Consider the following 26,637-nt stretch of genomic DNA (forward strand, 5'->3'; position numbering starts at 1 on the left):
GTCGGCGTGCGTTAACCGGCGGCTTTCACGGAGTGGCGGGCATGATCAAATCCTTGGCTCAACCGCTTGCCGCACCGGGCAAGCTCGGCTGCGCGCTGATTACCTTCAGCATTCTTGTCCAGATGACCTGTCCCTTGATGGCGGACGAACAGCCTGCGATCCCGGTCACGGCGATCGCAGCGCGAACGGCCATCCTTGACCGTGTGATCAATGGTATCGGCACGGTTTCACCTCTCCAGTCAGTGACGATCAGGCCGCGCATCGACGGCCAGGTCGTCGCAATCCTGTTCGATGAGGGGCAAATGGTGGAAAAGGGTAGCACTCTCGTTAAGTTCGACGACCGCGAACTTTTGTCATCGCTTGCCTCTGCGCGGGCCAAGAAGGCTCAGGACGAAGCACAATTCAATAGCGCGCGAACCGACGCCCAGCGCTATGCTGCACTTGCTGATAAGGGCGTAGCCTCCGCGTCAACCCTGGAGCAAAAGACGGCATCGAGCCAACAGTCATTAGCAGCCGTTCAATACGATGATGCGCTCATCAAAAATGCGCAGACCCAGCTCGGCTTCGCCACCATAACCGCGCCCTTTGCCGGGCGAGCCGGCTTTCGACAGGTCGACGTCGGCTCGGTCGTCACCGCCGCCTCCACCGGCGGCGTCGTCACAATCACGCAGATGGACCCGATCGGCGTATCCTTTGTCGCTCCCGGCGACCGGTTCGGTGAGATTCGAGCGGCGCTCGAGCGTGGCATCGCGGCCGTCAGATTGACAAGTACCGACGGCAGCAAAACCCTGGCGGAGGGCAAGCTGACGACACTCGACAATTCTGTCGATGCGTCCAATGGTTCGATTCATCTCAAGGCCACGTTCGACAATGCCAAAAGCATTCTTTGGCCAGGGCTTCCTGTCGCAACGCGACTGACAGTCGAAAGGCGCACAGGGATCGTCGTGCCTGACAAGGCCCTCGCCCGTGGACAGGACGGCCTTTATGCCTATGTCGTTGAAGCGGATGGCAAGGTGGCCCGTCGTAGCGTCAAGACGGCATTTGTCACCGACGCCATGGCGCTCGTCAGCGAAGGTATCGGCGACGGCGAGGAGGTTGTTATGGACGGCCAATCGCGTATCGGTGACGGCGCAAAGGTTGTCGTCACCCCATGGAGCGGTTCGCCTACCGGCCAGCTATCCGGAGCGACCAAACCATGACAATCGAGGAGAACAGCGACACTTCGAGGTCGGGGGGCTTTTTCGACTTCTTCATCGCTCATCCGGTTGCAACCGGTCTGATCATGAGCGGTATCTTTCTTCTCGGGGCAATATGCTACCCGTTCATGCCGGTATCGGCACTACCACAAATCGACTTCCCGACGATCCAAATTGAAGCCAATCTTCCCGGCGCTTCGCCTGAAACGATGGCCGCCAGCGTTGCGCAGCCGATAGAGGACGCCCTATCGCGCGTGTCCGGCATTAGCGAAATGACCTCTAACAGCTCTCTCGGCACCAGCTCCATAACCGTGCAGTTTGGGCTCGACCAGAATATCCAGACAGCGGCAAGCGATGTGCAGACGGCCATCAGTGAAGCCGCAGGACAGCTGCCCAAAGACATGACGTCGCTGCCGAGGGTTCATAAGGCAAACCCGGCCGATGCACCTGTCATGCAGCTCTCAGCAACGTCGGACGTGCTTCCTCTTCCTGAACTCGACGAATATATCGAGCGCAACGTCGCATCGAAAATCGGCCAGGTCGACGGCGTCGCCTTCGTCAACATTGGCGGCAAGCAAAAGCCTGCAATTCGGATTTCAGTCGATCCTGGGAGGTTGGCGCAGGCTGACGTGACGCTGGAAGACGTTCGAAGCGCGATCGGCAATCTCAGCCTTAGTGCACCCAAAGGCAATATCGACGATCCAACCCGAACCTTCCCGATCTACACGAACGATCAGATCGGGAGCAGCGCTGAATGGAATGATGCGGTCATAGCTTACAGAAATGGCGGCCCCGTACGTATCCGCGACATTGGCCTGGCCATTGATGGCGCAGAAGATAACAAGATGGCGCATTGGACGAACGGCACGCGTGGCATTGCGCTCGACGTCTTTCGACAACCAGGGGCCAACGTCATCGCCGTGGTGGATGCGGTAAAGGCGCAGCTGCCAGCGTTGCAAGCCTCGCTTCCAAAGTCGATCCGGCTGGAGTTGGTGACTGATCGAACGACAACGATCCGTGCATCCGTGGACGACGTCCAGTTCACCTTGATGCTGACCATCGGTCTCGTCGTCGCCGTCATTTTTCTCTTCCTGAGGAGCCTCAGGGCGACCATCATACCCGCCCTGACCCTGCCAATCGCGCTTGCGGGCTCGCTCGCACCCATGTGGGCCCTTGGCTTCAGCTTGGACAATCTTTCCCTGATGGCTCTCGTCGTGGCGGTCGGCTTCGTTGTCGATGATGCCATCGTCATGCTAGAAAACATCACGCGTCATATCGAGAAAGGCGTCGAACCGGAGGTAGCGGCCAGGCGGGGCTCTCGAGAGATCGGCTTTACGATTGTCTCGATCAGCCTGTCCCTGATTGCCGTGCTGATCCCGATCCTGCTGATGGGCGGTATCGTCGGACGACTGTTTCGAGAGTTCGCGCTGACCCTGACGATCGCAATCGCCATATCGGCGCTCGTCTCGCTGACGCTGACTCCGATGCTGGCATCGAAGTTCATTCGCCCGGTCAACCCGGCGCAGGAAGGATGGTTTCATCGCACCGGCGAGGCGCTGTTCGAGACCTTGACCGCCGGCTACGTCAGATCGCTCCGTCCCTTCATCCGCCATCGCTTCCTGACGCTGGCGCTGTTCTTGGCCACCCTGGGTGCGACGGCTTACCTGTTCATCACAATTCCCAAAGGCTTCTTCCCCGAACAGGACACCGGGTTTATCGGTGGATTGTCTCAGGCCTCGCCCGATATCTCATTCACGGAAATGGCCAAGCTGCAGGAGCGCGTAAGCGCCATCATCCTGAAGGATCCGGCGGTCTACTCGGTTTTCATGGACATTGGCGGGGGCAATGGCGGAAATGCCCTCAATCAGGGGCATGTCAACATCACCCTTAAAGCTCTGAATGAAAGAGACGCCAGTGCCAAACAAGTGATCGACAGGCTGGGCGAGGCGCTCAATGCTCAGCAGGGGATAAAGCTGTTCATGTCGTCGGCCCAAGACATCAATATCGGCGCACGTCCAGCGAAGACGCAGTATCAGTTCACGTTGCAGGACGCCGATATCGCTGAGCTCGGCAACTGGGCCAAAAGGGTCACCAGTCAGCTGCAAAGCCTTCCAGAACTGCGTGATGTCGGCAGTGACCAGCAGGCCGAGGCGCCCAACCTGTCCATCAAGATCGACCGGGCAGCAGCAACGCTTTACGGCGTATTACCATCGGCGGTCGACGATACCCTCTATGATGCCTTCGGTCAGCGTCAGGTCGCATCCTATTCAACGCAAACCGATACGTTCCGGGTCATCCTCGAAGTCTTGCCAAACCTGCAGCACGACATAGCAACTCTGGACCGGCTGTCGGTACGTGCGAGCAACGGCAACCTCGTGCCCCTGTCGGTCGTTGCCAAGTGGTCGACAGACGGCGTCTCGCCTGTCTCGATTGCCCATCAGGGTCAGTCGCCTGCGGTGACGATCTCTTTCAATCTCGCGCCTGATATTGCTCTGGGTGATGCAACAAAGGCGATTGAAGCCGCAGTCGCCGGCATGCATCCGCCTGCCTCTCTGGAAACGAGCTTTGCGGGCAGCGCGAAAGCTTTCAAAGCCTCGCTTGCAACCGTACCGTTATTGATCGTCGCTTCACTCGTTGTTGTCTATATCATCCTTGGGGTTCTTTACGAGAGCCTTGTTCATCCGCTGACCATTCTCTCGACACTGCCATCGGCTGGTCTTGGCGCGCTGCTCGCGTTGAAGGTGGCGGGTTTTGATTTCGGACTTATTGCGATGATAGGCGTCATACTGCTGATTGGCATCGTCAAGAAAAACGGGATTATGCTTGTGGACTTTGCCGTTCAGGCCGAGCGGGAGGGCTGTGGGAGCGAGGAGGCGATTGTCCAGGCGGCGCAAATGCGCTTTCGGCCGATACTGATGACGACGATGGCAGCCTTGCTTGGAGGCCTGCCCCTTGCTATCGGGCACGGAGTGGGATCGGAACTGCGTCAGCCGCTCGGCTACGCAATCGTTGGCGGCCTGCTGGTCAGCCAGTTGCTGACACTGTACACCACGCCCGTGATCTACCTCTTGCTCGACCATTTACGCCGGTCGAACTGGGCCGAGGTCAAGGAAAAACCCGCGCAGATCGCGCACTGACATACACTCCGGAATGCATATGAACCAGTCAGCTCTTACCCTTACAATTGCTGCAGGAACTGCGGCTGGCGTCGTCATTCGCCCTTTCCGGCTACCTGAAGCCGTCTGGGCCGTCCTGGGCGCAGGATTGATCCTTGTCCTTGGTATCCTCAATCCGGCGGAAATCTGGGCGGGCGTGGCAAAGGGAACCGATGTTTACCTGTTCCTGATCGGCATGATGCTGCTGTCCGAACTTGCTCGCAGAGAAGGACTTTTCGACTGGGTCGCGGCAATTGCCACATCCCGTGCCAAGGGATCGCCGAAAAGGCTGTTTGCGCTTATCTACGCCGTCGGAGTGGTCGTAACAGCTCTTTTGTCTAACGATGCGACCGCCGTTGTCTTGACACCCGCCGTATACGCCGCTTGCCGGGCCGCCAAGGTCAACGACCCGTTGCCTTATCTGTTCATCTGCGCCTTCATCGCAAATGCTGCGAGTTTTATCCTGCCAATTTCCAACCCCGCAAACCTCGTTATCTTCGCTGGCGGCGAAATGCCCTCACTGGGCCGCTGGCTGGCGACGTTTTTCGTTCCGTCGATTGCAGCGATCCTGATAACGTTCGTCGCGCTCTACGTCACGCAGCGCAAGGCGTTGTTGTCGGAGACCTTGGCCGCCGATATTCCAACACCTGCATTATCATTTCCGGCGAGGCTTGCGGGCATCGGCCTCGTTGCAACCGCCTTTGTTCTCGTCGGAGCATCGGCTGCACATCTGGACTTGGGGTTGCCCACCTTTATCGCCGCCACGGTCACCACGCTCATCGTTCTTACTGTTGCCCGGCAAAATCCATTTGGCATCGTCCGCGCGATCGACTGGAGTGTTATTCTCCTGGTGGCTGGACTTTTTGTCGTGGTAGAGGCTATCAATCAGACCGGGATGACCGCTTCCCTAGCAAGCGAGTTGACGGCGATCAGTGCCTATTCTGAGTGGCAGGCAGTAGCGATCACAGGCATCGGCTTGGCCTTCCTGTCAAACGTCGCAAACAATTTGCCGGTCGGATTGTTCGCTGGCGGCGTTGTCAATGCAGCCCATCTTTCCGACCGGCTGGCGGGGGCAGTTCTCGTCGGCGTCGACCTCGGCCCCAATCTCTCGGTCACCGGATCACTGGCAACCATACTATGGTTGTCTGCTCTCCGACGCGAAGGCATCACCGTAAGCGCGTATACGTTTCTAAAGGCGGGGGCGGTCGTGATGATCCCGGCGCTGATTGCTTCGCTGGCTGCGCTTTAGAAAGCTGGCGATGCCGTTGATCTGAAGGTAACCCTTATTGGGCCGTAAAGAACGTCAAAAGAACCTTGCCTTTTTCACCAAGCAGGCACACAAACCGGTCCGGCGCGCCCGTCTTATCTTTTCGGGCGATATACGCCTCACCGAGGACCACTGTCTTGACCGGAACGTCCTCGACACGGGTGTCAGCTTTACTGACGGCGATGCTTTCCATGTCGAGAACAAGATCGGTGATATCGGGAGCGCGCTCGCGCAACGCCAGCAGACCAGTTGACCTGCACGCATCGACAGCAGGATCTGTCACGGACTGGGCTGAGGCGCCTGACGCAATCAGGCAGATCGTGAACGTGGCAAACACTCTTTCAAGCATCTTATCTCCTTGCGTAAAATCTGCCAGCGCACGAGATTTTCAGTCCGGCAGCGCATAAATGCGTCGACGCGATCAATCGTTCCCGCGCCGTGGAACTCTTTCCGACGGAACACCGTTTATGGGCGCCAGGCGTCGACCTGAGCGCAGTTTTCATAGGAGTGTTCATGAAGCTTATCCCTATCGCCGCCGCCCTCTCGATCCTCTCCGCAGGCGCCGCCTTCGCGCAGCAGACCGTTGCCCCGGGCGCGGATGCGATGATGGCTGGCCCTGGCATCACCATGGGCAAGGCGGCGACCACGCCGCTGAAATATGTCGAGATCAAAGATGCCGACATTGTAACGTCCAAACTGATCGGCGTGGAGATCTACAACAAGGCGAACGAGGACGTCGGCGAAATTTCCGATATCGTCATTGGTGACGGCAAATCGGTAATTGGCGTGGTGGCGAGCGTCGGTGGTTTTCTCGGCATTGGTGAAAGCTACATCGTCATCGATCCGGCATCGCTGGCCCTGGCAGACGATAACGGCACTTGGAAGGCTTACGTGGACACCAACAAGGACGATCTGTCCAAGGCTCCGAAGTTCGACTATTCGAAGCTGAAAAAGTGATGTTTTAGGAAGTGGGGCACGCTACGCGAAAATCAGGCGTGCCCCGAATAGCGCCACGATATCTCAACCCCGTGACGCTATTAGAGTTGCGGGAAAATGGTAAAGGAATAATGAAAAGGGCTCGCAATAGGTTCGAAGGCGCGCCCTTATTGGCATTTAAGCCGCGGGTTCCCCACCAAACACGGCCGCATTGGGATATCGCAACACAGGATTGCCAGACCGCTTATAGCCGCTAGCGGCCGTTGGATCGGCCTAGGCTCAAAGACCCTGTGGCGTGTGCGTGACCGGCCGAGCCTAATACAACCACATCTTTATGCAGGCATTTCGCACTTTTGATATGCTGCGGGACGTCGCAGCGACGACAGACGGTGCATTTCGCTAGGGAGCTGGCTCGGACCGCACCCGAGCCTGAGCATCGACCAAACGGGAGGGATCGACATTGGATAAAACGCCGGCCAAAGAAGCGCATGAGGCTGAAACCCGTTTGACCCCCGAGCAGATGGAAGACGCGCGCAAGGCGTATCTGCTTCGGCGTTTCTGGATCAGTGGCCGCGAGTACTGGGGTCGCAACGGAGACCGGCTGGCCTGGGCCTCATCGATTGGTCTCCTCCTCCTCATAGCCATCAACGTTGCCTTCCAGTATGGGATCAATGTCTGGAACCGTGGCCTCTTCGACGCCATTGAGCAGCGCAATGCGTCGACAGTCTACTTTCTTGGGGCGGTGTTTCCGCCGCTCGTTCTGGGGTGCGTCGCAGTCGTCACCATCCAGGTTTACGTGCGCATGCTCATACAGCGACGCTGGCGATCCTGGCTTACGAAAGCGCTGATTGCTCGCTGGTTGGCAAACGGGCGCTATTACCAGCTCAATCTTATCGGCGGCGATCACCAGAACCCGGAAGCGCGGCTATCGGAAGATATGCGCATCGCTACCGAATCCCCCGTCGACTTTGTCGCCGGCGTGATCGCTGCGTTCGTCTCGGCGTCCACCTTTATCGTCGTGCTATGGACGATAGGCGGCGCCCTGCGCCTGCCTATTGCGGGGATGACCATCACGATTCCGGGCTTTCTCGTCGTGACAGCGGTTATCTACGCGCTCGTAACTTCCGGTTCGATCACATTTATAGGAAGGCGGTTCGTTCGTGTCTCCGAAGCAAAAAATCAGGTCGAAGCGGAATTTAGGTATACCCTGACCCGTGTACGCGAGAATGGTGAGAGTATAGCCCTTTTGGGTGGCGAGGAAGAAGAGCGCAACGATCTCGACAAAACATTCGCCAATGTGCGCCAACAGTGGCGGCTGCTCGCCCATCAGCATATGCGCACAACGCTTGTTTCGCACGGCTCCATGCTGATCGCGCCGGTGGTCCCGGTGCTGCTGTGTGCACCCAAATTTCTCGATGGCAGCATGACGCTTGGGCAGGTCATGCAGGCAGCGTCGGCCTTCACCATCGTCCAAAGTGCGTTTGGGTGGCTGGTCGACAACTACCCGCGGCTTGCCGACTGGAACGCCAGTGCCCGGCGCGTGGCGTCGTTGATGATGTCGCTGGACGGGTTGGAAAACGCTGAAAAGAGCCAATCCCTGGATCGGATCAAGCGCGGCGAGACAGAAGGCGAGACCATGCTCAGCTTGAACGACGTCTCGGTCGCGCTCGGAGACGGGACCGCTGTCGTCAAAGAGACGCAGGTCGAAGTCGGACCGGGTGAACGCGTGCTGGTCGCCGGAGAGTCGGGATCAGGAAAAAGCACCCTGGTGCGAGCGATCGCAGGCCTGTGGCCGTGGGGCGGAGGCAGCGTCAATTTCCATCCCGGCAAGCAGCTATTCATGTTGCCGCAGCGGCCTTACATCCCCTCGGGCACGCTCCGACGTGCCGTATCCTACCCGCAGCCCGCGGACAGCCATACGGAAGACGAATTGCAAACCGCTCTAGAGAAAGTCGGACTGGGTCATTTGATCGAGAAAATCGAAGAAGATGCTCCGTGGGACCACACCTTGTCCGGCGGCGAAAAGCAGCGGCTAGCCTTCGCGCGCCTGCTGCTCAACGACCCCGACATTATCGTGCTTGATGAGGCAACCTCGGCGCTTGACGAAAAGACACAGGACAAGATCATGGAAATGCTGATCGACGAGCTGCCGGACGCAACAATCGTAAGCGTTGCCCACCGCGCCGAACTGGAGGCCTTCCATAGCCGTAAGATCACGCTTGAGAAGCGGGAAGGCGGAGCGAGGCTCGTCAGCGACGTCGACCTAGCACCCTACCGAAAACAACGCAACGTCCTGACCAAGCTCACCAAATATTCTCGCAAACTGAAGAAGGTCCCTTAGGCAGCGAAGCTTAACCGCATGTGCCGGCATCGCAAAGCCAGCCGGGAGCGCGCGGGTGCCATCAAAAGCAAACTGCCAGGGATCGATTCCGCCACACGGCCCCTGCATTCGCGGCAGCAAGGGGGACCGGCCGCAGGAGGGCGGAGCGGCCGGTCCCGCGTCGCAGCACGAGCGACGCATCGCGCAAACGCGCGTATCCGCCGTTGGCGGCTCGGCGGACTTTGCTGTTACGTTCGAGATCGTCCTTAGATCAGTTCTGCGGCCGCCCTCTCGCCAGCAGGCGCTGCAGCGTACGGCGATGCATGTTCAATTGCCTGGCGGTCATCGAGACGTTTTTTCCCGTCGCCTCGAAGACACTGTTGATGTGTTCCCAGCGCATCAGTTGCGGCGAGGTCAGCGGGACGTCAGTGCGCTCTGCAGTCGGTCTGGTGAAACCCAGAACTTCGAGGATCTCATCGGCATCCGCCGGCTTGCTCAAAAATTCAGTCGCGCCCAGCTTGACGGCAGTCACGGCAGCCGGAACACTTCCATAACCGGTCAGGACCAGGATTTTCGAGAAGGGGAATTCTCTTTGCATCGCCGTGACCAAGTCGAGGCCGCTTTCATCACCGATCCGCAAATCGGTGATCAGGACGTCGAAATCACGGGCGGACAAGGCGGCGTAAGCAGCATCGAGACACGTAGCGGACGCGGCACGGAAGCCTCGGTTGGACAGAGCAAGTGCAAGCCTCTGCGCGAAGACCTTATCATCGTCGACGATCAGAAAACGTGCCTTCGGTTCCTCGGCTTGGGCCATCCTAACCCTCCGTTTCAGTTACCCCGCTATTACGGTGAGATCACCCTCCCGGATCGCATCGCCGCAAAAGCATCTACCAGGCAATCGCGCTGCCGTCATAGGCGAAGAACCCACCATTTTGTGCAGACGTGAGACCGTCTGCGGTCTGAAGTATCAGCCTTGAGGCTCGATCCGGCGCTTGTCGCGCGTGGCCGCCCGAAAATGGCTCCGTCAGTGTCGTGGCGACAGTACCGGGGTGGATAGCGACGAGGATGGCATGTGGCTTCGTCCGCGACAGTTCGATAGACGTGGTTTTGACTATCTGATTGAGGGCTGCCTTTGCGCTTCGGTAAGAGATCCATCCGCCCAGTCTGTTGTCGCCGATCGATCCGACCCTCGCAGAGAGCACGACAAAGAGAGAGCGTTCCTTTCGCGGCAGCAGCGGCATAAAGTGTTTGAGCACAATGGCTGGCCCGATGGCGTTGGTCGAGAACTGCTTTGCCATAATGTCATGATCGATCTGCCGGATGGCCTTTTCCGGACCGTGGCCATCGATGGTGAGAGCTCCTGTGGCGCAGATCATCAGGTGGAATGTCCGTGCGCCGAGGGTGGCGGCATGCGCTTTTACCGTCCACTCCTTCTCGACTTCCAGCCCATCATCCGATCGAGACAACCTGACGATTTCGCCAGCCCTCGGATCCTGACGGATCGCTTCGGCAATTGCAGAACCAATTCCTCCCGAAGCGCCTATGACAATCGAAGCATATCCTTCGGGAAGCGAACGCATGGAAAACACGGATTGCCCTCTCACTGCATGTAAGGTCGCCGATGTCTCGCGGTGCTCGATGGTCTCATCGACGGAGGCCTTCTCGATATGCGCTATACGGTTAAGGAAAGTGCGCGGATCGACCAGCCACACAGAATTATTGACTTGACGGTTGGTACGCCTGACCTGACGTCCCTTCGTCTCATGATCGGAAATTGATCTGTCATGCGAGCGGCTGCTATGCGTCGCAACCAATCAAAGATGTCTTACGAAGGAACCCGGCGGCGGCGTCTTCGTTTGTAATGCTGTTATGAAGCTGAAGACGAAGCTATCGTTGGTGTGCACGGCCATCGCAGTGCTTATGGCGGCGATCGCTGCTGCATATGTGCTCCCTACGGTGACGGGCATGGAGCGTCCCAGAAACTTCGACGTCCCGTGATTGTCAGCCGTCCCATCATTCTCGCGCACGAGGTTTTGACCGGTCCAGAGGACGCCGGACCGGTCGATCGTCAGCGTTACTGAGCGGCAGGCGCGGCCGGCTTTTCCGGCGAGGCTGCGGGCTTCTCCGCGGCAGGCGCCTCGACTGCAGGAGCATTGACAGTAACGCTCGTGCCGCCGCCACCCTTTCCGCCGTGAATATCGATTACTCCGGTGAACAGCAGCAGAGCGCCGATGGCGACAACTGCAAGGACAACAGCAACCGCCCAGCCACCGTTGCCACCGCCTGTGTTAATAACTGTCGGCCCGCGATCTTCCATATCCAATCCTCCTCTTGAGCGATAACCCAGCACAGCATTCCCTTGAAATTCCAGTGCCTTAGGCTTGTTTCTGCCAACAGATAATTCGATCGGCGACTGTTTGTTCCAAATGCGGTCGCCGGTCAGACCAAGGTCCGGGGTGGGTCGCACCGATTGAATGATGCTTGGGATGGACGACCACCGCCCTGCGATCGCTCAGGCAATCTTTCCTCCAGACCAAGACGTCTCGAGGTTTGACTGTCGGATAAGCTACGCTTGCAGTGAGCCGCTCGTCGAAGCCGCGGACGGCGATCGAGACATGACCTGCGCTCTCAAAGATGTCGGCGCCCTTTCCAGGACAAATCTCGCCCGCCGCGGTCTCTGACCCAGCACAGGGAAAGCGGCGTCAACTCGTCGCCAGAGCATGCTCGCACGGGATCCGCTGGGCTGACGTTACCAGCGGTGATTGCCGGTGGTGTCCTGTCCACTTGTCAGACGCTCATCATGACGATCTTGCGCGCCGATACGCGATGCATTTGGCCATGCACGCGCGCCGACGCCGATCCTCACGACGCCACCATCCGTCGTCGAGACATCACGGGAGGGCCAAACATTTCGACAGGACGAGGGCCAAGCCATCGATCGTGAATGGCTTCGCCAGCTGAAATGCATCCTCGATGCCGGAGGCCGCCCTGGCGCTGTCGTCGCCGCTCGCAAAGACAATCCGCACTGTTGGCCATCGCTCTCGGACACGTTTGGCCAGATCCGTCCCTGCCATCCCGGGAAGCCCGACATCAGTCACCAAAATATCGATCTGTTCCTCTTCTAAAACGGCGAGCGCATCTTCAGCCGAGCCGGCTTCATGAACGGTATGGCCGAGCTCGCTAATCATGTCGACGGTCGCCATCAGGATCAGCGGCTCATCTTCGACCACAAGGACCCTCGTCGCTCCCGCCTCTTGATCCGGTTCGCCGTGTACAGGCGTTTGCTCCAGCCGTTCGATCCGCTCGACAGCGATCAGGTGCTGGCGGGCATTACTAAGGACATGTCGTATTTTCCGAGCAAGAGCCTCGCGGGTGTAGGGCTTTGACAGAAGTTCGACGCCGGCATCCAGCCGGCCACCGTGGACGATGGAATTTTCCGTGTATCCTGAGGTGTAAAGCACTGCCAGACCAGGCAACATTGCCTTTGCCCTGCGGGCGAGTTCTGTGCTGCGCATTGGCCCCGGCATTACGACGTCGGTGAACAGCAAATCGATCAGCATCCCGCTATTGACGATGGCAAACGCCGACTGGGCGTCATGCGCCTTGAGAACGCGATAACCGAGATCGGTTAGAAGAGCGACGGAAGTCTCCCGCACAGCCTCGTCGTCTTCGACCACAAGAATGGTCTCGGTGCCTCCCTCAACCGGCATGGCACTCAGGTTCGCCACGCCGTCCTCGACCTGCATCGTTCGCGGCATATAGAGCTTGATCGTCGTACCATGACCGACTTCGGTGTAAATCTTGAGATGGCCACCAGATTGCTTCAGGAAGCCGTAAACCATGGATAATCCAAGGCCGCTTCCCTTGCCTTCTGACTTTGTGCTGAAGAACGGTTCAAGCACATGGTCGATGATATCATCGGCGATCCCCGATCCTGTATCTGTTACCGCCACCAGTACATATTGGCCGGGCCGGACGTCTTCCTGCGCACGGGCGTAATCGTCATCAAGCACCGCGTTCGCTGTTTCGATTGTCAGGCGTCCGCGCCCATCCATGGCATCCCTGGCATTGATTGCCAGATTGAGAATCGCGTTCTCAAGCTGACCCGGATCAATTAAGGTGTTCCACAAGCCACCAGAAACGATGGTCTCGAGCTCGACCTCCTCGCCCAGCGCGCGCCGCAGCATGTCGTCCATGTTCTGGATTAACTTGCGGCAGTTGATGACCTTCGGTTCAAGCGGCTGGCGGCGACCGAATGCCAGGAGTTGGGATGCCAATTTCGCGCCTCGGGCAACGCCGGACAAGGCGTTTTCCAGACGCTGCTGCGCCCTCGCGTTTCCGTCGACATCCTTGGAGAGGAGCTGAAGGTTTCCGCTTACAACCTGCAAGAGATTGTTGAAGTCGTGCGCAACACCGCCCGTGAGATTTCCAAGAGCCTCCATCTTTTGCGCCTGCCGCAAGGCCATCTGCGCAGTTTCGCGTTCCACGGTTTCTTTTTCAAGCTGTAGCAGTGCGGTTCGAAGTTCGTGCGTACGCTGCTCAACCCGCTGTTCAAGAGTATGGTTGAGGCTCTGGAGCTGATCCTCCGCCCTCTTCTGGTGCGTTACGTCGAAGCCATCAACAAATATCCCTGTGACCTGGCCATCCGTCCCAACAATCGGCTGATAGATCAGGTTGATGAAACGTTCGTCCGGCTCCTTGTCGCCCTCTCGCTGCAAAAATACCTGCAGGTTCCGACCGATATAGGGCTTGCCCGACTGGAACACGCTATCCAGCAGCTCAATGAAGCCCTGTCCAGCAACCTCTGGAAGCGCGTCTTTGACACTCAAGCCGAGAAGCTGCCGGGGGCCAACCAATTGCAGGTAAGCATCATTGACAAGTTCGAAGACGTGATCCGCTCCGCTTAAAATGCACATGAAGCTTGGCGCCTGCTGGAACAGCTCTCGCATCCGGTCTCTCTCGGCGGTGCGAAGCTCGACTTCCGACGACAGCTGGCGATTAAGCAGCTCAAGAGCGATTGCCGCCTGCTCCCTCATCTGAGCTGCCTCGCTGAGAGCTTCCGCTCGCCGGCGCTCGGTTTCGAAGGCTTCGGCGCTTGCCAGGCGAGACGCAATCTGCCCCGCGATGAGCTTCAGGAAGTCGACATACTCGTCGCTGATCGCGCGGTGATAGTTGAGGCCGCTGATGAGTACGCCCTTGGGATTGTCCCCGCCCTGTCCGATCAGGGGGACGATAGCCGCCTTCTCGGGCGCCCTTGGCCATGGTCCGGATGGAACACTATCGGCTTCTGCCAGGTCAACCAGATCCACCACTTGATCTGTCCAAGCGCGTTTTAAATTCCAAAGCCCGGAACTGCCCGTGACGATGCAGGGCAATAAAGGATTGTCATCCGACCCGCCACTTATCCATTGCCGTCTGGCGTTGCCATGCTCATCGAACAAGTAAAGCGCACTAAACGGAAGATCCTGAAGATTTCCTGCGAGAGCGGAGAAGGACGCTTCGACGACCTCTCGCTGAGTGTCGGCAGCTGCAAGTCCCGAAGCCAGCGCTCGCATCGTCGAGATACGCCTTTCGCCGATGACCCTCTCGGTCTCCTCGGCCACCGCGCAAAACACACCCTCAACCTTGCCGCTGTCGCCAATTAACGGGCTGTAGGAGAACGTGTGATAGGTTTCTTCAGAATAACCGCTGCGTTCGAGCAGAAGCAACAAAGCGCGGTCCCAGGTCGACTGCCCGGTCTCATAAACGGTCTCCAGGCGCCCTTTGATATCGTCCCAGATCTCCGCCCAGAGAATTTTAGTGGGGACGGCAAGCGAATTGGGATGCTTGTTTCCAAGCGTTGGCCGGTAGGCATCATTATAGAAGAATGCGATCTCAGGTCCCCAGCCGAGCCACATCTCGAACTTCGACGTCAGCAATAACCGCAAGGCGACCTTCAGCGCTTCCGGCCATTGGTCGGGCGGTCCAAGCGAGCTACTCGCCCAATCATGCTGGCGCATCATTCGCGCCATTTCGCCGTCACCGACGAATATGTCCGAGTATCGGTCAAGAGCTTGTGTATTCATCACATTTCCCGGCAGACTATTGCAGGACCGACTTAGGCCATTGATAACGCTTGTCCAGCCCGCTAGTTCTGAAGGCCACGTTTTTTTGCAGGAAGAGATCTAAGATGGGTGAAGGGTCGCAGCCGGAATGGAGCGCGAATGAACTCAGGCTGGCGATCAAGTCGGCCGGCGTCGCACTCTGGAGCTGGATGGTGGATGATGACACGTTCGTTATGGATGCCAAGGCCTACGAGCTCTGGGACATCGCTGCAACAGAGCAACTTACCTTCGAACACCTTTCCGCCAAGGTCCATCCCGCCGACCGCGATCGGGTCAGAGCTGCCTTCGTAGCGACCCGTGCCATCGACGGTGCCTTTGAAATTGATTTCCGCATTCTGACCGATGCATCCGATGTCCGATGGATTTCCGCTAGGGGCCAGGGGAACGACGGCGATGCCGCCACGAAGAAAATGACTGGCATCTTTCTGGACGTGACAGGTCGCAAGCAGGCCGAGGAGGGTCATGAGCTTCTCGCGGGCGAGATGAGCCATCGCGTGAAGAACTTGCTGGCCCTAGCAGCCGGTCTGACGAACATTACGTCGCGGTCCGCCGAGACCAAGGAGGAGATGGCAAAGCAGCTGACACAACGCCTGACTGCGCTTGGCCGAGCCCACGAGCTCGTTCGGCCTCTGCCGAATGGGCAGGGCAACGCGGCTCTGCTGGGGGATCTGTTCAGCGTAATCTTGGCGCCCTATGACGATGTCGGTGCCTTTGCGGGACGCATCCGTGTGGCTGTCCCGCGCATGGGCATCGGGGAAAAGGCCGCGACAAGCCTTGCCCTTGTCGTTCATGAGCTGGCAACAAATTCCCTAAAATACGGCGCGCTGTCGAATGATGCCGGCTTGCTGGACATATCCGGCCGCGTCAACGATGACGAGGTCGAAATCGTCTGGACGGAAAGCGGAGCTAATCGAACCTCGACACCGGTGTCGGCAGAGGGATATGGCAGCAAGCTCCTGCAGCGAACCATTTCCGGTCAACTTGCTGGTTCGATCGACTACAACTGGATAGAGGGGGGTGTCGTGGTAACGCTGAGGATGAGAGAAGCTCACCTCACGGTGTAGCCCGGCAGCCCCGTTCGCGTCCTTTTTGAAGATGGATCCGGATTTCGTCGCTATCGGCTCGTGACGACTATGTTGACTGTCTGCGAGACCACCAGCTGTCCCGCACGAACCATCGCTCGATCGCGCCAACGATCATTACAGATGTGCCGGCGAACCCAGCCCAATCTGGATTCGTGCCAGCGGCGCCTTAAGCTTCCAAACAATCAGCCCGTCGGTGAAACTCCATTCCGCCTGACCAGACAGAGCCGAGGGCACCAGCTTGGCGAGAACGAGAGCTCCGAAGCCCTCTTCTTGCGCGAGCAGATCAGCATAGGCCGCTGCCGGCTCGGACCAAACGAGTTCGAGAACATCCCCACCTTCAGAACCGATCAGGCACCATCTCACAGATATGCTTCCGGCATCCGTTACCCCGAAACGCATCGCATTCATGATCAGTTCGTGAAAGGCCATGCCGAGATTGAGAACGGCATTGGCGTCCAGCACTATCTCGGGCCCGGCCACCTGGACTGGTTGCAGATCCTCAAAGGACTTGAGCTGATGCGTCACGAGATCAGCAAGGCTGACACCAGCCCAGTCAACATGGGAGAGCAGGTCATGAGAATGCGATAGCGCCATAATGCGCTCTCGAACCCGTTTCTCGAAATCTTCGATCGACCGCGAGCGTGTCGCCGTCTGCCTTATGACAGCAAGAACGACGGCATACTGATTTTTGACGCGATGATTGATTTCCCGCATGAGCAGGCGAAGCCGCCGGTCGGTCTCGCGCGTTTCTGAAATGTCCCGCGCGATACTCGATGCACCGACAAGTATACCGTCGCGGCTTTTGATCGGCGAGATTGTAATGGAAATCGGCACGATCCGTCCGTCTCGGGAGCGTCGCGTCGTTTGAAAGGGCTCTATCCGCTCCCCCAGCTTCAGCCGACGCAGAATATCGGCTTCCTCATCGCGCCTGTCATCGGGGATTATGAGATAAATCGGCTTTCCAATGGCCTCACTTTCCGTATAACCGAACATGCCTTCGGCAGCCTTGTTCCAGCTTACGATAATGCCTGAAAGATCCTTGCTGATGATGGCGTCGAACGACGATTCTACAATGGCTGCAAGGCGTTCTGCGCTGTGCTCTTCCATGGACGACCGATGACCTTTTATGAATTGCGCTACCGTGATTTAGGCAGTCGCCTGACAGATCAACCTCGCGAGCCATAAAAAAGTTCAATCAACGCATCGCGCCCGCACAAAAAAATCGCCTGGTTCTGCTCCACGTTCAGGCACGGTCGTAAGTAAATGAGGTGAGCAGTGTGGTCACGAAATTGCTTGCCCGTTCTTTGACGAGAACTTCCGTCCACTCATTCGTTCCTCTCAGCCTGAGATCGGTATGAATGCTGTCGACCGCGGCTTCTTCGATGCGCGCGATTTGTTCCTTGAAGTGGGACTCGCCGCCGGCTCGGTACATATCGCGGATGACCATCCGCAAGATCTCCTGAATAGCTATCTGCCAGGCGGTGTTGATTGCCTGAAGTTCGTTCGTGTCCGGTGCCATAGGTTGCCTTTCGGTTGATGGGCCAAGCATGACGCCGCGCGCTGATGGTCCGGGCGGGTCCGAAAACTAGGCCTGCCTTGCCTTGCGGTTGGCGTAACGCCGGTCGCGCTCAGCCTTTCGTGCGGCCTCGTCTTCGATCACCCGCGCGATGCGCGCGTTTTCGGCGGCTTCTTTCGCCTGGTTTTCGGCAACAGCTGCAGCCTCGAGTGCGGCCTGATGCGCTGCCATCTCGTTCCTGGTCCGCTCCTGTTCCTCAAGCTTGAGGCGCTCCCGTTCGACGCGCCGCTCTTCGCGCGCAGTCGCGACAGCCATTCGTTCGGCCTGCCTTTCGAGCTTGGAAGGTGCTGCCGCAGCCTGGGCTGCGCGATAGGCATTGAGAAGATCTGTCTTCGCGGCGGCGGATGCAGCCCGGCGATCGACGATGTCTGTATTCTTGGCGTTCTTCATTCTGGTCTCATGTCTCTTCGTAGAAAATCAGCGCGACTTCACACCTGCGGTGTTAACCGCGGTAGCCGCCATGCGCTCTTCAGACTCTTTGGCAAGACGGGCCTCTCTCAGCCTCTGCGTCTTTGCGTCCCTTGCCTGAGCGACGGCTTCCAGTTCCTCTGCCGCATGGTTCTTGGCGAAGAACTGGGCCTGCGTCTGCACGGCACTAAAGGCATTTTCAGCGCGCTGGCGGGACTTACTGTATGTTTCTGTCATTAGAACCTCGATCATCCGGCGCTCCGCCGAAAATAAAAAGGCCAGGCGTGACGCCCGGCCTCAACGAAACAGCTTCCGGCAGTGCCAGTACATCCGTGGTCAAAGGGAAGCATGTTTCAATTCACGCGGCCTGAAGATTGACGGCCGACATCTTGCCCGACTTCCTGTCGCGCTCCAGCTCGAAGCCGATCTTCTGGCCTTCGACCAGCTCGCGCATTCCCGCGCGCTCGACTGCCGAGATATGGACGAACGCGTCAGCGTCGCCATTGTCAGGCTGGATGAAGCCGAAGCCTTTGGTGGTGTTGAACCATTTTACGGTGCCAGTGGTCATGATAAACCCTTTCAAAGCATAGAGTGAAGAACTGCGAAGCCGATGCCGCGCAGGTGAAAACCGACTATTTTTGAAAGAAAAGTTCGCTTAGGGCGCGTTGCAAATCGCGCGGTGAACAAAGCTCGGCAAGCAAAAGATCGATGAACCAATAGATAGAGCAAGGAACGCATCGCGTCAACGTTTAGTTCTCGATTTAACTGCATTGCATCTTCAGATTGCATGCGTGGCAGCCATGCGAGCGGGCCGTGGCCGGGGGACAGTTCGTTTGAGCGTCCGCAATTCCGCTGGCTTGGCCTGGCCAAGTGATGCTCGACGGTTCAAGGTGTGACGGTACGGCGATGATGATCAAGCATGACCTTCATGCGGAAGACTTACCCAGGGCTTATTCGCCCGATCCAGTGGTGGCCCAATCGTCATCTGATCTTCAGACGCAAGCGGGCTTGAAAGGCCATCGCCGTATCGCGGCGCCTGAGACTGGCGCGGCTGGATCATGACAATGCGCCCCCCGGGATGTGTCCCGCAGGTTCGGCGCAACGCGATCGCAGAAGATACCGTCCCCTGCCGGCAGCAAACACAACATGTTCCGACCATCTCGGAGACACCCGGCTGGCGCAATGCCGCGCCAGCTGTTTTCGTATACCTTTGACGCTCTCACCGTGGCACGCCTTTCGCGACACGTGGCGATCTGGGCGTCGCAATGAGGGAATGAACCCTCTGTCAGCGGCTTGACGCGTTTCGCGGCTGACTGCACCTCATGATCCGTCCTGGCGGTCAAGTTCCTTGAGCGCTGACTGGATCTCGTCGATCGATACTGGTTCAGGCGTTCCGGGCAAGTGCCGGAGAGCCGGTTTCGAAACCACCGCGTAGAGATCTGAGGCCCAGGCCGCAAGGATGGTGCGCCTGTCATCGAGCGAAAGCGAGTGGGATCTTACGACATCCATCGGACGGGCGAGTTGCATGCCCTGCATCAATACTGCCGGTCCCATCGACACGACATTGTCGACTGCCTGCTGCAAGACTGTGTTCATCACGGCAACACCTCACTGAACATGCGGATCGCGATCGCCGCGCCTGCGCAATGCTGCAATCGCCGAGGCTTCGGGCGCCATCAGATCATGTTTCTCCGCAAATGCCGTGAACAGACCACGGGCGGTCTCGGCCTCGATCTCACCGCGAAGGACCGCTTGACACGCCTTCAGAGCAACGGAGTGAGCCGTATCTCTGAACGAGGCGGGCCACTCAGCAAGGTAGCGGTAAGCATCCATCGCGCCGCGTATTTCGGCGGGAAAGCCCAAGCCGACCAAGATCGTGATCGGCTGTCTAAACATATCGGGTTTCATTGTTCGTCTCCTTCCAAACCCTTTGCGTTGAGAGGCGCCACCGCGGTGGCGCCTGCTTTCCAAGCGGGCTTGATCACGCCGCCTTCTGCCCTTCGATCTGAGGGCGGCCGCGTGTGTTCGAAGCAGGTGAACTCTCGATTGCAATCTTGCGCGGTTTCAGCGCCTCCGGGATTTCTCGAACAAGATCAATCGACAATAGACCATTGCTCAAATCGGCGCCGTCCACCCTGACATGGTCAGCAAGCTCGAAACGATGCTCAAAGGATCGGCCGGAGATCCCGCGATGAAGGTAGGCTTCGCCAGAGCCTTCCTGCTTCTTGCCAGTCACCGTCAGGAGATTTGACTGGAAGGTGATATCGAGATCGCCGTCTGCAAAGGCGGCAACCGCAATCGAGATACGGTAGCTGTCATCGCCGGTCTTGACGATATCATAAGGTGGCCAATCGCTCGTCGAGCGGGCGCGCTGGGCGTTTTCAAGAAGATCGAAAAGCCGGTCAAAGCCGACGGTCGATCGGAACAACGGTGCGTAGTCGTAAGATGTTGCCATAGCCATATCCTCCTTGAAGCAACATGGGTACGGGAGCGCTCTAAGTGGCGCCCCTAGCAAGGCCAGCTCCGTTCCAGCAGCTGGCGCAAAACGATTTGGTTTCAAGATTTGCGGTTTCAAGACCGGCAAAAAAGAAAATTTGCGATTTAAGGTTCCGCATGAGATTGGCTCTTTCCCGGAATGCCCACCATCGGCAATTTATAGTTTCTGTGCGTGCGTCCCTGCGCCGCGGATGTGTCCGTCACGACCAATGTCAGAGAGCGTTGCGGCACTGAAGCGGCCTTGTGCGGATTGTTTTAAAGGATGGTAGCGTCGAGCGAGCCTTGCGCCGCATTGGCAAAACATCGACCTGATCGTTGCCCTGGCGTACGAGCCGCTCTTCACGCTGCTCGATGTGCGAGGGAAGCCAGGGCGCGTCAAGATGGCAGGCTTTGAGGCGTCACTGAGCATTCACCGCGGTGCCGATGGTCTCTGAACTGCCCACAAGAACCGAGGTTTGCCAGCAGGGACGCGCATTCCATACAGGATTTCAGGACGACCAAAGCCAAGCAACGACCGATCGCTAGCGGGCCCTGCAGTTGGGTCGCACACGAGCTAGAATGAGCAGCAAAGCTCTTTCAGGGTCAGTTTAGCTTGAACTCGCCATCAACGCGCCGCCATTCGTTTGGCCCGACCAGCCTCTGATGGCTGTAACGGACCGAATGCAGCGCTCCATCGAGCGATGCCTCCCAGAAATGAAGGAACCTGCGCATCACCGGAAAGTCGGGAGCCTGATCATAGTCTTGCCAGACGTAGGTCTGCAGGACGGACACAAAGTCGGGGATACGATAGAGGATGTGTGCGGTGGTTAGCCCGTAACCATTGAGCTGGCGGTCCAGATCCGATGAAAACTGCATAGCGAAGCTCCATTTTTCTGCGTGATCATGGTGGCGCAAAACGGCGCCGCGATCAACGCACCTCACCCATAATCCATATTTTATCGTTAGATTTCATTTTGTTAGCAGCCACGTGGGGTGAGTGCTAATTTTTTGTCGCCACCTACTTGAAATCAAAAAATCTCGAAAATAAATTTTTCGCGCGAACGCTCGGGTTGAGGTTCGCACCCGCCCTGACTGTCATCCGGTCCGGTCCGGGTTCAACGTCATTATTTTTGCTCAATGGAGGAAAACATGTCGTTCCGACCGCTTCATGATCGCATTCTCGTGCGCCGCATCGAGAGCCAGGAAAAAACCAAAGGCGGCATCATCATACCCGATACCGCCAAGGAAAAACCCCAAGAGGGCGAGGTTGTTGCCGTCGGCGGCGGCGCGCGCAATGACGCGGGCGAGGTTCAGGCGCTCGACGTCAAGGCGGGTGATCGCATCCTGTTTGGCAAATGGTCGGGTACCGAGATCAAGATCAACGGCGAAGACCTGCTGATCATGAAGGAAAGCGACGTTCTTGGCGTTATCGAGGCCGAGGTCGAACAGAAGAAAGCCGCCTGACCGCTGGCTGTCAGGCGAACGATATCAGTCAAAAAGCTGCCTATTGAAGGAGTGAAGACATGGCTGCGAAAGAAGTCAAATTCAATACCGATGCCCGTGAGCGCATGTTGCGTGGGGTCGATATTCTTGCCAACGCCGTCAAGGTGACGCTCGGCCCTAAAGGTCGCAATGTGGTTATCGACAAGTCCTACGGCGCCCCGCGCATTACCAAGGACGGCGTTTCGGTGGCCAAGGAAATCGAGCTCGAAGACAAGTTCGAGAACATGGGCGCACAGATGTTGCGCGAGGTGGCGTCGAAGACCAATGATCTGGCCGGCGACGGCACGACCACAGCAACAGTGCTTGCGCAGGCAATCGTCAAGGAAGGCGCCAAGGCTGTGGCGTCGGGTTTGAACCCGATGGATCTCAAGCGCGGCATCGATCTTGCCGTCGACGCCGTGGTCAAGGAGCTGAAGGTCAACGCCCGCAAAATCACCAGCAATTCCGAAATCGCTCAGGTCGGCACCATTTCTGCGAACGGCGACGCCGAGATCGGCCAGTACCTCGCCGAGGCGATGGAGAAAGTCGGCAATGAGGGCGTCATTACCGTCGAGGAGGCCAAGACCGCCGAGACCGAGCTCGAAGTGGTCGAAGGCATGCAGTTCGATCGCGGTTACCTCAGCCCGTATTTCGTCACCAATCAGGACAAGATGCGCGTCGAGCTGGAGGATCCCTATATCCTCATCCATGAGAAGAAGCTCTCGAATCTACAGGCTCTCCTGCCAGTCCTGGAAGCGGTCGTTCAGTCCGGCAAACCGTTGCTGATCATTGCCGAAGACGTCGAAGGCGAGGCACTTGCGACACTCGTCGTCAACAAGCTGCGTGGCGGGCTCAAAATTGCTGCCGTCAAGGCGCCAGGCTTTGGCGATCGCCGCAAGGCGATGCTTGAAGACATTGCCATCCTCACAGGCGGCACTGTCATTTCCGAAGACCTCGGCATCAAGCTTGAAAACGTCACGCTCGACATGCTCGGCCGAGCCAAGAAGGTGGCGATCGAGAAGGAAAACACGACCATCATCGATGGCGTCGGCTCGAAGTCCGAGATCGATGGCCGCGTCGCCCAGATCCGCGCGCAGATCGAGGAGACGACATCCGATTACGACCGCGAAAAGCTGCAGGAGCGCCTGGCAAAACTCGCGGGTGGCGTCGCTGTCATCCGTGTCGGAGGCTCGACGGAGGTCGAGGTGAAGGAAAAGAAGGACCGAGTGGACGATGCCTTACATGCAACGCGCGCGGCGGTCGAGGAAGGCATTCTGCCCGGCGGCGGCGTTGCGCTGCTGCGCGCGGCAAAGGCGCTTGAGGGTCTGCCCACGGCCAACGACGATCAGCGGGTCGGGATTGACATCGTTCGCCGGGCGATCGAGGCCCCCGTACGGCAGATAGCCGAAAACGCCGGTGCCGAAGGCTCGATCGTGGTTGGCAAGCTGCGTGAAAAGAACGAGCCGTCGTTCGGTTGGAACGCTCAAACCGGCGAATATGGCGACCTTTACGCGCAAGGTGTCATCGACCCCGCCAAGGTTGTTCGCACCGCACTCCAGGATGCGGCTTCGGTTGCAGGACTTCTGGTAACAACAGAAGCGATGATCGCTGAAAAGCCCAGAAAGGAAGCCGCGCCTGCTCTGCCCGCCGGTGGCGGCATGGATTTCTAGTCTCCAAAGGCCAGCCCGCCCCTTCCCAGGGGCGGGTACTAGCGAGCGGTTGTCATGATAGAACCGATTTCAAGAGACGATGCACGTCTATGCGCCGGGGTGGTCAGGGAGGTCGTCCGTGCAAAGGGCATCGCAAATGACCCGGGTGCCGTTGCAAAGCTAACGGTTGCCGTCGCCCGACTTTTCAACAAAGGACTTCGCGAGCGCGATCAGCTCATGGCTGCGGCCATGGAAGCAGACCAAGCTGTATAGGGCAAAGCTCCGAGCCGGCAGCGCTAGCCGCCGGCTCGGGCACTGGTGGTACCGCCTGTCCGGATCGATCCCGAACGGGTTTACGTCATGCCCATCTCCCCGAACCGGAAATCGGCGCGCTTCTTCCTCGTCGGATACGCCGGCGCGGACCAATGTTAAAGCCGCTCGGCGCAATAGCGATAGCCGGCTGGCTTCTGCGACCGAGACGAGCCGCGCATCGTTTTCGCCAATATGGTGGTCGCCGAGCTCCTGAAACGCTCTTTACCCTTGTCGATCAGCAGTCGATGTAAGCCGAAAGCGCTTCCGGTGATCCGTCCGGAAACGCTTCCCTCAGGTGATCGAGGAACGCTGAGACGCGCGCGCTAAGCAGTCGTCTCGAAGGATAAAGAGCCCAAAGCCTGATATCCGATCCTTGCACATCGCCCCATAACGAGAGCCTCCCAGCGGCAATATCGCCACTTACCAGCGAAATCGGCAGGCGGGCAGCACCCACGCCCATTCGCACAGCATCGCGCACATTCAACAAAGACGTCAGTCCAAGGATCGGCTCCGCACCTATCGTAAATGCCGAACCGTTGCGGTTCACGTGCCAAGTATCAGGCGGCCCCGGCGGGCCGCGCACGACCACAGGCACGTTGGTGCCTTCCGGTGGCGCTTGCAGCGACAACGGCGCGACGATGACAAGCCGGTCGCGAAGGAAGGCCCTGCCGACGAGGGCGTTGTCCGCGTCCGGGTTTACCCGAATGACCAGATCATAGCCCTCCTCAACCATGTCCACTGCCCGGTCTTCAGTCGTGACGTCGAGCCGCACATCGGGATATTGCAGCGCAAAACTCGATGCCAGCTTTCCCATCGCCATCTGGGAAAACAGCAACGGAGCGCTGATCCGCAGCCTCCCGCGCGGTCGCTCGCCCCCAGCTGCAATTGCCGACGCCGTCTCGTCCAATTCCATGAGAAGTGCCCCGGCACGGTGGTGCAGTGCCCTCCCCTCCTCCGTGAGCTTCAGCGTCCTTGCACCGCGTTCAACAAGGCGCAGTCCGAGGCTGGCTTCGAGGTCGCTGACGCGTCGCGAGAGCGTTGCTTTGGGGCGTCCGGTCGCGCGCGCTGCGCGACCAAAACCGCCATGCCTGGCAACAAGAACGAAATCGGCAAGCCCGAGAAGATCCATCAGCTGTTCCACCTGCGAGACATTTGGTCCAAAATTCCCGTCTAGTGGGTCATCAGTGATCCATTCATATTCGGGTTGTCAACAACGCAAGGAGAACTTCCATGACAATCCTCGTAATCGGTGCAACGGGTCGTGTCGGTCGGCATGTCGTCAATCAGCTCGTGGCTCGCAAAGCCACCGTCAGGATTCTCACCCGTGACGCGTCAAAGGCCGACTTTCCAATGGAGGTCGAAGTCGCAGAAGGCGAGATTCTCGACCTCGACGCTCTTCGCAACGCTTTTAAGGGCGTGCGAACGTTGTTCCTCCTGAACGCGGTCACAGGCGACGAATTCACCCAGGCGATCATCACACTGAACATCGCCAGAGAAGCCGGTGTCGAACGCGTCGTCTATTTGTCGGTCTTCGACGCGCATCGCGCCGTCAATGTCCCGCACTTCGCGGTGAAGGCCGGCGCCGAGCAAATGTTGAAAGAGATGGGTTTCAGCGCGACGATCCTGCGCCCGAGCTACTTCATCGACAATGAGATCATGATCAAGGACGTTGTCATCAACCACAGCGTCTATCCAATGCCGATCGGGTCAAAGGGCGTTGCGATGGTCGACGCGCGCGATATCGCCGAGGTGGCAGCCATCGAACTCATTCGTCGCGACATGGCCACCGGCAAACTTCCACTGGTGACGATCAATCTGGTCGGACCGGACACGCTCACCGGCCAAAGTGTTGCCGATATCTGGTCCGACGTTCTCGGCCGGCCTATCGTCTACGGCGGCGACGACCCGAGCGGCTTCGAGCAGACCATGGCAACATTCATGCCGAAATGGACCGCCTATGAAATGCGGCTTATGGCCGAACGCTACGTGAGCCACGGCATGATCCCTGAACAAGGTGACGTGGAGCGGCTGATAACGATGCTCGGGCGACCGCTGCACGGCTATCGTGAGACGGCAACATCGCTGGCAGCCATGCATTGAGAGCTGATTGGGGGTCGGCCTGTCGAAATGCAGCGAAATAGCTGCATTTCGCCTGCTGGAGCGCAGCCGCAGTGACGCTCCGAACGACTGCCGGCAACCGCTGGCGCCTCAAGGCTCAAGCAATCAGCCGATCCAATGCAACTTGCGGCGCGCTTGCGGGTTTGGTGGCGTTTCTGGCAGCGTGGAACCAAACACCGCATGCGCCGTTTCTTGGCCGAGACGCTTATGTCTCTGAGGAGAATTTCAAATGGGTAGCACCAGCGACAAGATTTCTGGCAAGGCAAACGAACTGGCAGGCCAGGCCAAGCAGGCTGTTGGAAAAGCCATCAACGACAGGGAAATGCAGGCCAAGGGTCTTGCGCAGGAAGCCAACGGCGATGCGCAGCAGGCGAAGGGTCAGGCGAAGGATGCTGTGAAGAACATCGTCGATCGCGCCTGATTTTGAAGGCTCGAAGCGTTTAGAGGCGCGCCAAGTCGGCGCGCCTTTTTGTTGTCTACTTTTCAGTTGGATCGCGGCCCGCGAAGATCCCCGTCACAAAACGATAAGCGCAAGTGACCCAGAGCTTCCT

At 58.3% G+C, this 26,637-nt stretch carries 25 protein-coding genes and 1 pseudogene; 10 read left to right on the forward strand and 16 right to left on the reverse strand.

Translation table 11 applies throughout. The annotated features are described in order from the left end of the window. The first annotated feature begins 41 nt into the window (after window positions 1–41). From ACQZ5H_RS22205 to ACQZ5H_RS22215, 3 genes are read left to right on the forward strand one after another with little or no spacing between them, the layout of a single operon-like run. The gene (locus tag ACQZ5H_RS22205; RefSeq protein WP_203431257.1) at window positions 42–1,199 is read left to right on the forward strand and encodes an efflux RND transporter periplasmic adaptor subunit; all 1,158 of its coding nucleotides are present in this window, start codon (window positions 42–44) and stop codon (window positions 1,197–1,199) included. Further along, on the forward strand, window positions 1,196–4,333 hold the full coding sequence (locus ACQZ5H_RS22210; RefSeq protein ID WP_449099014.1) for an efflux RND transporter permease subunit: 3,138 nt from the start codon (window positions 1,196–1,198) through the stop codon (window positions 4,331–4,333). Before ACQZ5H_RS22205 ends, ACQZ5H_RS22210 begins: the two co-directional genes overlap by 4 nt. Before the next feature lie 19 nt (window positions 4,334–4,352). Continuing rightward, the gene (locus tag ACQZ5H_RS22215; protein WP_449099015.1) at window positions 4,353–5,600 is read left to right on the forward strand and encodes an arsenic transporter; all 1,248 of its coding nucleotides are present in this window, start codon (window positions 4,353–4,355) and stop codon (window positions 5,598–5,600) included. A 34-nt stretch (window positions 5,601–5,634) separates the two neighbouring features. Here the strand turns inward: ACQZ5H_RS22215 and ACQZ5H_RS22220 are convergent, their stop codons facing one another. Beyond that, a complete protein-coding gene (locus ACQZ5H_RS22220; RefSeq protein WP_203431260.1) occupies window positions 5,635–5,967 on the reverse strand; it encodes a hypothetical protein in 333 nt (110 codons plus the stop codon). 164 nt (window positions 5,968–6,131) lie between these two features. Here ACQZ5H_RS22220 and ACQZ5H_RS22225 point away from each other — a divergent pair, with 164 nt between their 5' ends. After that, window positions 6,132–6,575, forward strand: coding sequence for a PRC-barrel domain-containing protein (locus ACQZ5H_RS22225; RefSeq protein ID WP_199629738.1), 444 nt, complete (start codon window positions 6,132–6,134; stop codon window positions 6,573–6,575). Window positions 6,576–7,074: 499 nt separating this feature from the next. Further along, a complete protein-coding gene (locus ACQZ5H_RS22230) occupies window positions 7,075–8,895 on the forward strand; it encodes an ABC transporter ATP-binding protein/permease (RefSeq protein ID WP_246777767.1) in 1,821 nt (606 codons plus the stop codon). A gap of 250 nt (window positions 8,896–9,145) precedes the next feature. Here ACQZ5H_RS22230 and ACQZ5H_RS22235 read toward each other — a convergent pair whose 3' ends face one another. The 4 genes from ACQZ5H_RS22235 to ACQZ5H_RS22250 form a co-directional block, all read right to left on the reverse strand. Continuing rightward, window positions 9,146–9,691, reverse strand: coding sequence for a response regulator transcription factor (locus ACQZ5H_RS22235; protein ID WP_449099016.1), 546 nt, complete (start codon window positions 9,689–9,691; stop codon window positions 9,146–9,148). A gap of 73 nt (window positions 9,692–9,764) precedes the next feature. Beyond that, the gene (locus tag ACQZ5H_RS22240) at window positions 9,765–10,691 is read right to left on the reverse strand and encodes an SDR family NAD(P)-dependent oxidoreductase (RefSeq protein WP_348652531.1); all 927 of its coding nucleotides are present in this window, start codon (window positions 10,689–10,691) and stop codon (window positions 9,765–9,767) included. A 260-nt stretch (window positions 10,692–10,951) separates the two neighbouring features. After that, window positions 10,952–11,344 (reverse strand): hypothetical protein, encoded by a 393-nt coding sequence (locus ACQZ5H_RS22245; protein WP_246777682.1) that lies wholly within the window; start codon window positions 11,342–11,344, stop codon window positions 10,952–10,954. 424 nt (window positions 11,345–11,768) lie between these two features. Then, window positions 11,769–14,888 (reverse strand): response regulator, encoded by a 3,120-nt coding sequence (locus ACQZ5H_RS22250; RefSeq protein ID WP_203431634.1) that lies wholly within the window; start codon window positions 14,886–14,888, stop codon window positions 11,769–11,771. 158 nt (window positions 14,889–15,046) lie between these two features. Between ACQZ5H_RS22250 and ACQZ5H_RS22255 the strand changes: the two genes are divergently transcribed. After that, window positions 15,047–16,045 carry a sensor histidine kinase gene (locus ACQZ5H_RS22255; protein WP_203431263.1) on the forward strand — a complete coding sequence of 333 codons (999 nt, stop codon included), beginning with the start codon at window positions 15,047–15,049 and terminating at the stop codon, window positions 16,043–16,045. Window positions 16,046–16,180: 135 nt separating this feature from the next. Here the strand turns inward: ACQZ5H_RS22255 and ACQZ5H_RS22260 are convergent, their stop codons facing one another. From ACQZ5H_RS22260 to ACQZ5H_RS22305, 10 genes and pseudogenes are all read right to left on the reverse strand, one after another. Beyond that, window positions 16,181–17,173: a sensor histidine kinase gene (locus tag ACQZ5H_RS22260; RefSeq protein WP_203431264.1), complete on the reverse strand. Its 993-nt coding sequence runs from the start codon at window positions 17,171–17,173 to the stop codon at window positions 16,181–16,183. 136 nt (window positions 17,174–17,309) lie between these two features. After that, window positions 17,310–17,585, reverse strand: a complete 276-nt coding sequence (locus tag ACQZ5H_RS22265; RefSeq protein ID WP_112719002.1) for a hypothetical protein — start codon at window positions 17,583–17,585, stop codon at window positions 17,310–17,312. Window positions 17,586–17,651: 66 nt separating this feature from the next. Next, complete coding sequence (locus tag ACQZ5H_RS22270) at window positions 17,652–18,032, reverse strand: DUF6481 family protein (protein WP_112719003.1); 381 nt, start codon at window positions 18,030–18,032, stop codon at window positions 17,652–17,654. Between the two features lie 27 nt (window positions 18,033–18,059). Continuing rightward, window positions 18,060–18,287, reverse strand: coding sequence for a hypothetical protein (locus ACQZ5H_RS22275; protein WP_203431635.1), 228 nt, complete (start codon window positions 18,285–18,287; stop codon window positions 18,060–18,062). 121 nt (window positions 18,288–18,408) lie between these two features. After that, complete coding sequence (locus tag ACQZ5H_RS22280; protein WP_162708743.1) at window positions 18,409–18,618, reverse strand: cold-shock protein; 210 nt, start codon at window positions 18,616–18,618, stop codon at window positions 18,409–18,411. A 752-nt stretch (window positions 18,619–19,370) separates the two neighbouring features. Then, window positions 19,371–19,646, reverse strand: a complete 276-nt coding sequence (locus tag ACQZ5H_RS22285) for a hypothetical protein (RefSeq protein ID WP_210341253.1) — start codon at window positions 19,644–19,646, stop codon at window positions 19,371–19,373. A 12-nt stretch (window positions 19,647–19,658) separates the two neighbouring features. Then, window positions 19,659–19,958 (reverse strand): DUF982 domain-containing protein, encoded by a 300-nt coding sequence (locus ACQZ5H_RS22290; RefSeq protein ID WP_148194588.1) that lies wholly within the window; start codon window positions 19,956–19,958, stop codon window positions 19,659–19,661. Window positions 19,959–20,031: 73 nt separating this feature from the next. Next, window positions 20,032–20,505 carry an Hsp20 family protein gene (locus ACQZ5H_RS22295; RefSeq protein ID WP_203431636.1) on the reverse strand — a complete coding sequence of 158 codons (474 nt, stop codon included), beginning with the start codon at window positions 20,503–20,505 and terminating at the stop codon, window positions 20,032–20,034. Window positions 20,506–20,807: 302 nt separating this feature from the next. Then, window positions 20,808–20,992 (reverse strand): annotated as a pseudogene (locus tag ACQZ5H_RS22300) (hypothetical protein); the annotation flags it as partial. A gap of 136 nt (window positions 20,993–21,128) precedes the next feature. After that, a complete protein-coding gene (locus ACQZ5H_RS22305) occupies window positions 21,129–21,401 on the reverse strand; it encodes an usg protein (RefSeq protein ID WP_199629739.1) in 273 nt (90 codons plus the stop codon). A 273-nt stretch (window positions 21,402–21,674) separates the two neighbouring features. Here ACQZ5H_RS22305 and groES point away from each other — a divergent pair, with 273 nt between their 5' ends. Together groES and groL are read left to right on the forward strand one after the other, a co-directional pair. After that, window positions 21,675–21,989, forward strand: coding sequence for a co-chaperone GroES (gene groES, locus ACQZ5H_RS22310; RefSeq protein WP_203431265.1), 315 nt, complete (start codon window positions 21,675–21,677; stop codon window positions 21,987–21,989). Window positions 21,990–22,048: 59 nt separating this feature from the next. Further along, complete coding sequence (gene groL, locus ACQZ5H_RS22315; protein ID WP_112719010.1) at window positions 22,049–23,677, forward strand: chaperonin GroEL; 1,629 nt, start codon at window positions 22,049–22,051, stop codon at window positions 23,675–23,677. A 526-nt stretch (window positions 23,678–24,203) separates the two neighbouring features. On the opposite strand, the gene ACQZ5H_RS22320 is transcribed toward groL, so the two are convergent. Then, complete coding sequence (locus tag ACQZ5H_RS22320) at window positions 24,204–25,097, reverse strand: LysR family transcriptional regulator (protein WP_203431266.1); 894 nt, start codon at window positions 25,095–25,097, stop codon at window positions 24,204–24,206. Between the two features lie 101 nt (window positions 25,098–25,198). On the opposite strand from ACQZ5H_RS22320, the gene ACQZ5H_RS22325 reads away from it, so the two are divergent. Then, window positions 25,199–26,068, forward strand: a complete 870-nt coding sequence (locus ACQZ5H_RS22325) for an SDR family oxidoreductase (RefSeq protein WP_203431267.1) — start codon at window positions 25,199–25,201, stop codon at window positions 26,066–26,068. Window positions 26,069–26,315: 247 nt separating this feature from the next. After that, entirely contained in the window at window positions 26,316–26,507 is a 192-nt protein-coding gene (locus tag ACQZ5H_RS22330) for a CsbD family protein (protein WP_199629743.1), read from the forward strand. Window positions 26,508–26,637: the final 130 nt, after the last annotated feature.

Source organism: Rhizobium sp. 21-4511-3d (genome assembly GCF_053522545.1).

Excerpts from the sequence above, each read along its gene's own strand:
- ACQZ5H_RS22205 (WP_203431257.1), top strand. The coding sequence starts at position 42 with ATGATCAAATCCTTGGCTCAACCGCTTGCCGCACCGGGCAAGCTCGGC.
- ACQZ5H_RS22210 (WP_449099014.1), top strand. The coding sequence starts at position 1,196 with ATGACAATCGAGGAGAACAGCGACACTTCGAGGTCGGGGGGCTTTTTC.
- ACQZ5H_RS22215 (WP_449099015.1), top strand. The coding sequence starts at position 4,353 with ATGAACCAGTCAGCTCTTACCCTTACAATTGCTGCAGGAACTGCGGCT.
- ACQZ5H_RS22220 (WP_203431260.1), bottom strand. The coding sequence starts at position 5,967 with ATGCTTGAAAGAGTGTTTGCCACGTTCACGATCTGCCTGATTGCGTCA.
- ACQZ5H_RS22225 (WP_199629738.1), top strand. The coding sequence starts at position 6,132 with ATGAAGCTTATCCCTATCGCCGCCGCCCTCTCGATCCTCTCCGCAGGC.
- ACQZ5H_RS22230 (WP_246777767.1), top strand. The coding sequence starts at position 7,075 with ATGGAAGACGCGCGCAAGGCGTATCTGCTTCGGCGTTTCTGGATCAGT.
- ACQZ5H_RS22235 (WP_449099016.1), bottom strand. The coding sequence starts at position 9,691 with ATGGCCCAAGCCGAGGAACCGAAGGCACGTTTTCTGATCGTCGACGAT.
- ACQZ5H_RS22250 (WP_203431634.1), bottom strand. The coding sequence starts at position 14,888 with ATGGCGCGAATGATGCGCCAGCATGATTGGGCGAGTAGCTCGCTTGGA.
- ACQZ5H_RS22255 (WP_203431263.1), top strand. The coding sequence starts at position 15,047 with ATGGGTGAAGGGTCGCAGCCGGAATGGAGCGCGAATGAACTCAGGCTG.
- ACQZ5H_RS22260 (WP_203431264.1), bottom strand. The coding sequence starts at position 17,173 with ATGGAAGAGCACAGCGCAGAACGCCTTGCAGCCATTGTAGAATCGTCG.
- ACQZ5H_RS22265 (WP_112719002.1), bottom strand. The coding sequence starts at position 17,585 with ATGGCACCGGACACGAACGAACTTCAGGCAATCAACACCGCCTGGCAG.
- ACQZ5H_RS22270 (WP_112719003.1), bottom strand. The coding sequence starts at position 18,032 with ATGAAGAACGCCAAGAATACAGACATCGTCGATCGCCGGGCTGCATCC.
- ACQZ5H_RS22275 (WP_203431635.1), bottom strand. The coding sequence starts at position 18,287 with ATGACAGAAACATACAGTAAGTCCCGCCAGCGCGCTGAAAATGCCTTT.
- ACQZ5H_RS22280 (WP_162708743.1), bottom strand. The coding sequence starts at position 18,618 with ATGACCACTGGCACCGTAAAATGGTTCAACACCACCAAAGGCTTCGGC.
- ACQZ5H_RS22285 (WP_210341253.1), bottom strand. The coding sequence starts at position 19,646 with ATGAACACAGTCTTGCAGCAGGCAGTCGACAATGTCGTGTCGATGGGA.
- ACQZ5H_RS22290 (WP_148194588.1), bottom strand. The coding sequence starts at position 19,958 with ATGAAACCCGATATGTTTAGACAGCCGATCACGATCTTGGTCGGCTTG.
- ACQZ5H_RS22295 (WP_203431636.1), bottom strand. The coding sequence starts at position 20,505 with ATGGCAACATCTTACGACTACGCACCGTTGTTCCGATCGACCGTCGGC.
- ACQZ5H_RS22305 (WP_199629739.1), bottom strand. The coding sequence starts at position 21,401 with ATGCAGTTTTCATCGGATCTGGACCGCCAGCTCAATGGTTACGGGCTA.
- groES (WP_203431265.1), top strand. The coding sequence starts at position 21,675 with ATGTCGTTCCGACCGCTTCATGATCGCATTCTCGTGCGCCGCATCGAG.
- groL (WP_112719010.1), top strand. The coding sequence starts at position 22,049 with ATGGCTGCGAAAGAAGTCAAATTCAATACCGATGCCCGTGAGCGCATG.
- ACQZ5H_RS22320 (WP_203431266.1), bottom strand. The coding sequence starts at position 25,097 with ATGGATCTTCTCGGGCTTGCCGATTTCGTTCTTGTTGCCAGGCATGGC.
- ACQZ5H_RS22325 (WP_203431267.1), top strand. The coding sequence starts at position 25,199 with ATGACAATCCTCGTAATCGGTGCAACGGGTCGTGTCGGTCGGCATGTC.
- ACQZ5H_RS22330 (WP_199629743.1), top strand. The coding sequence starts at position 26,316 with ATGGGTAGCACCAGCGACAAGATTTCTGGCAAGGCAAACGAACTGGCA.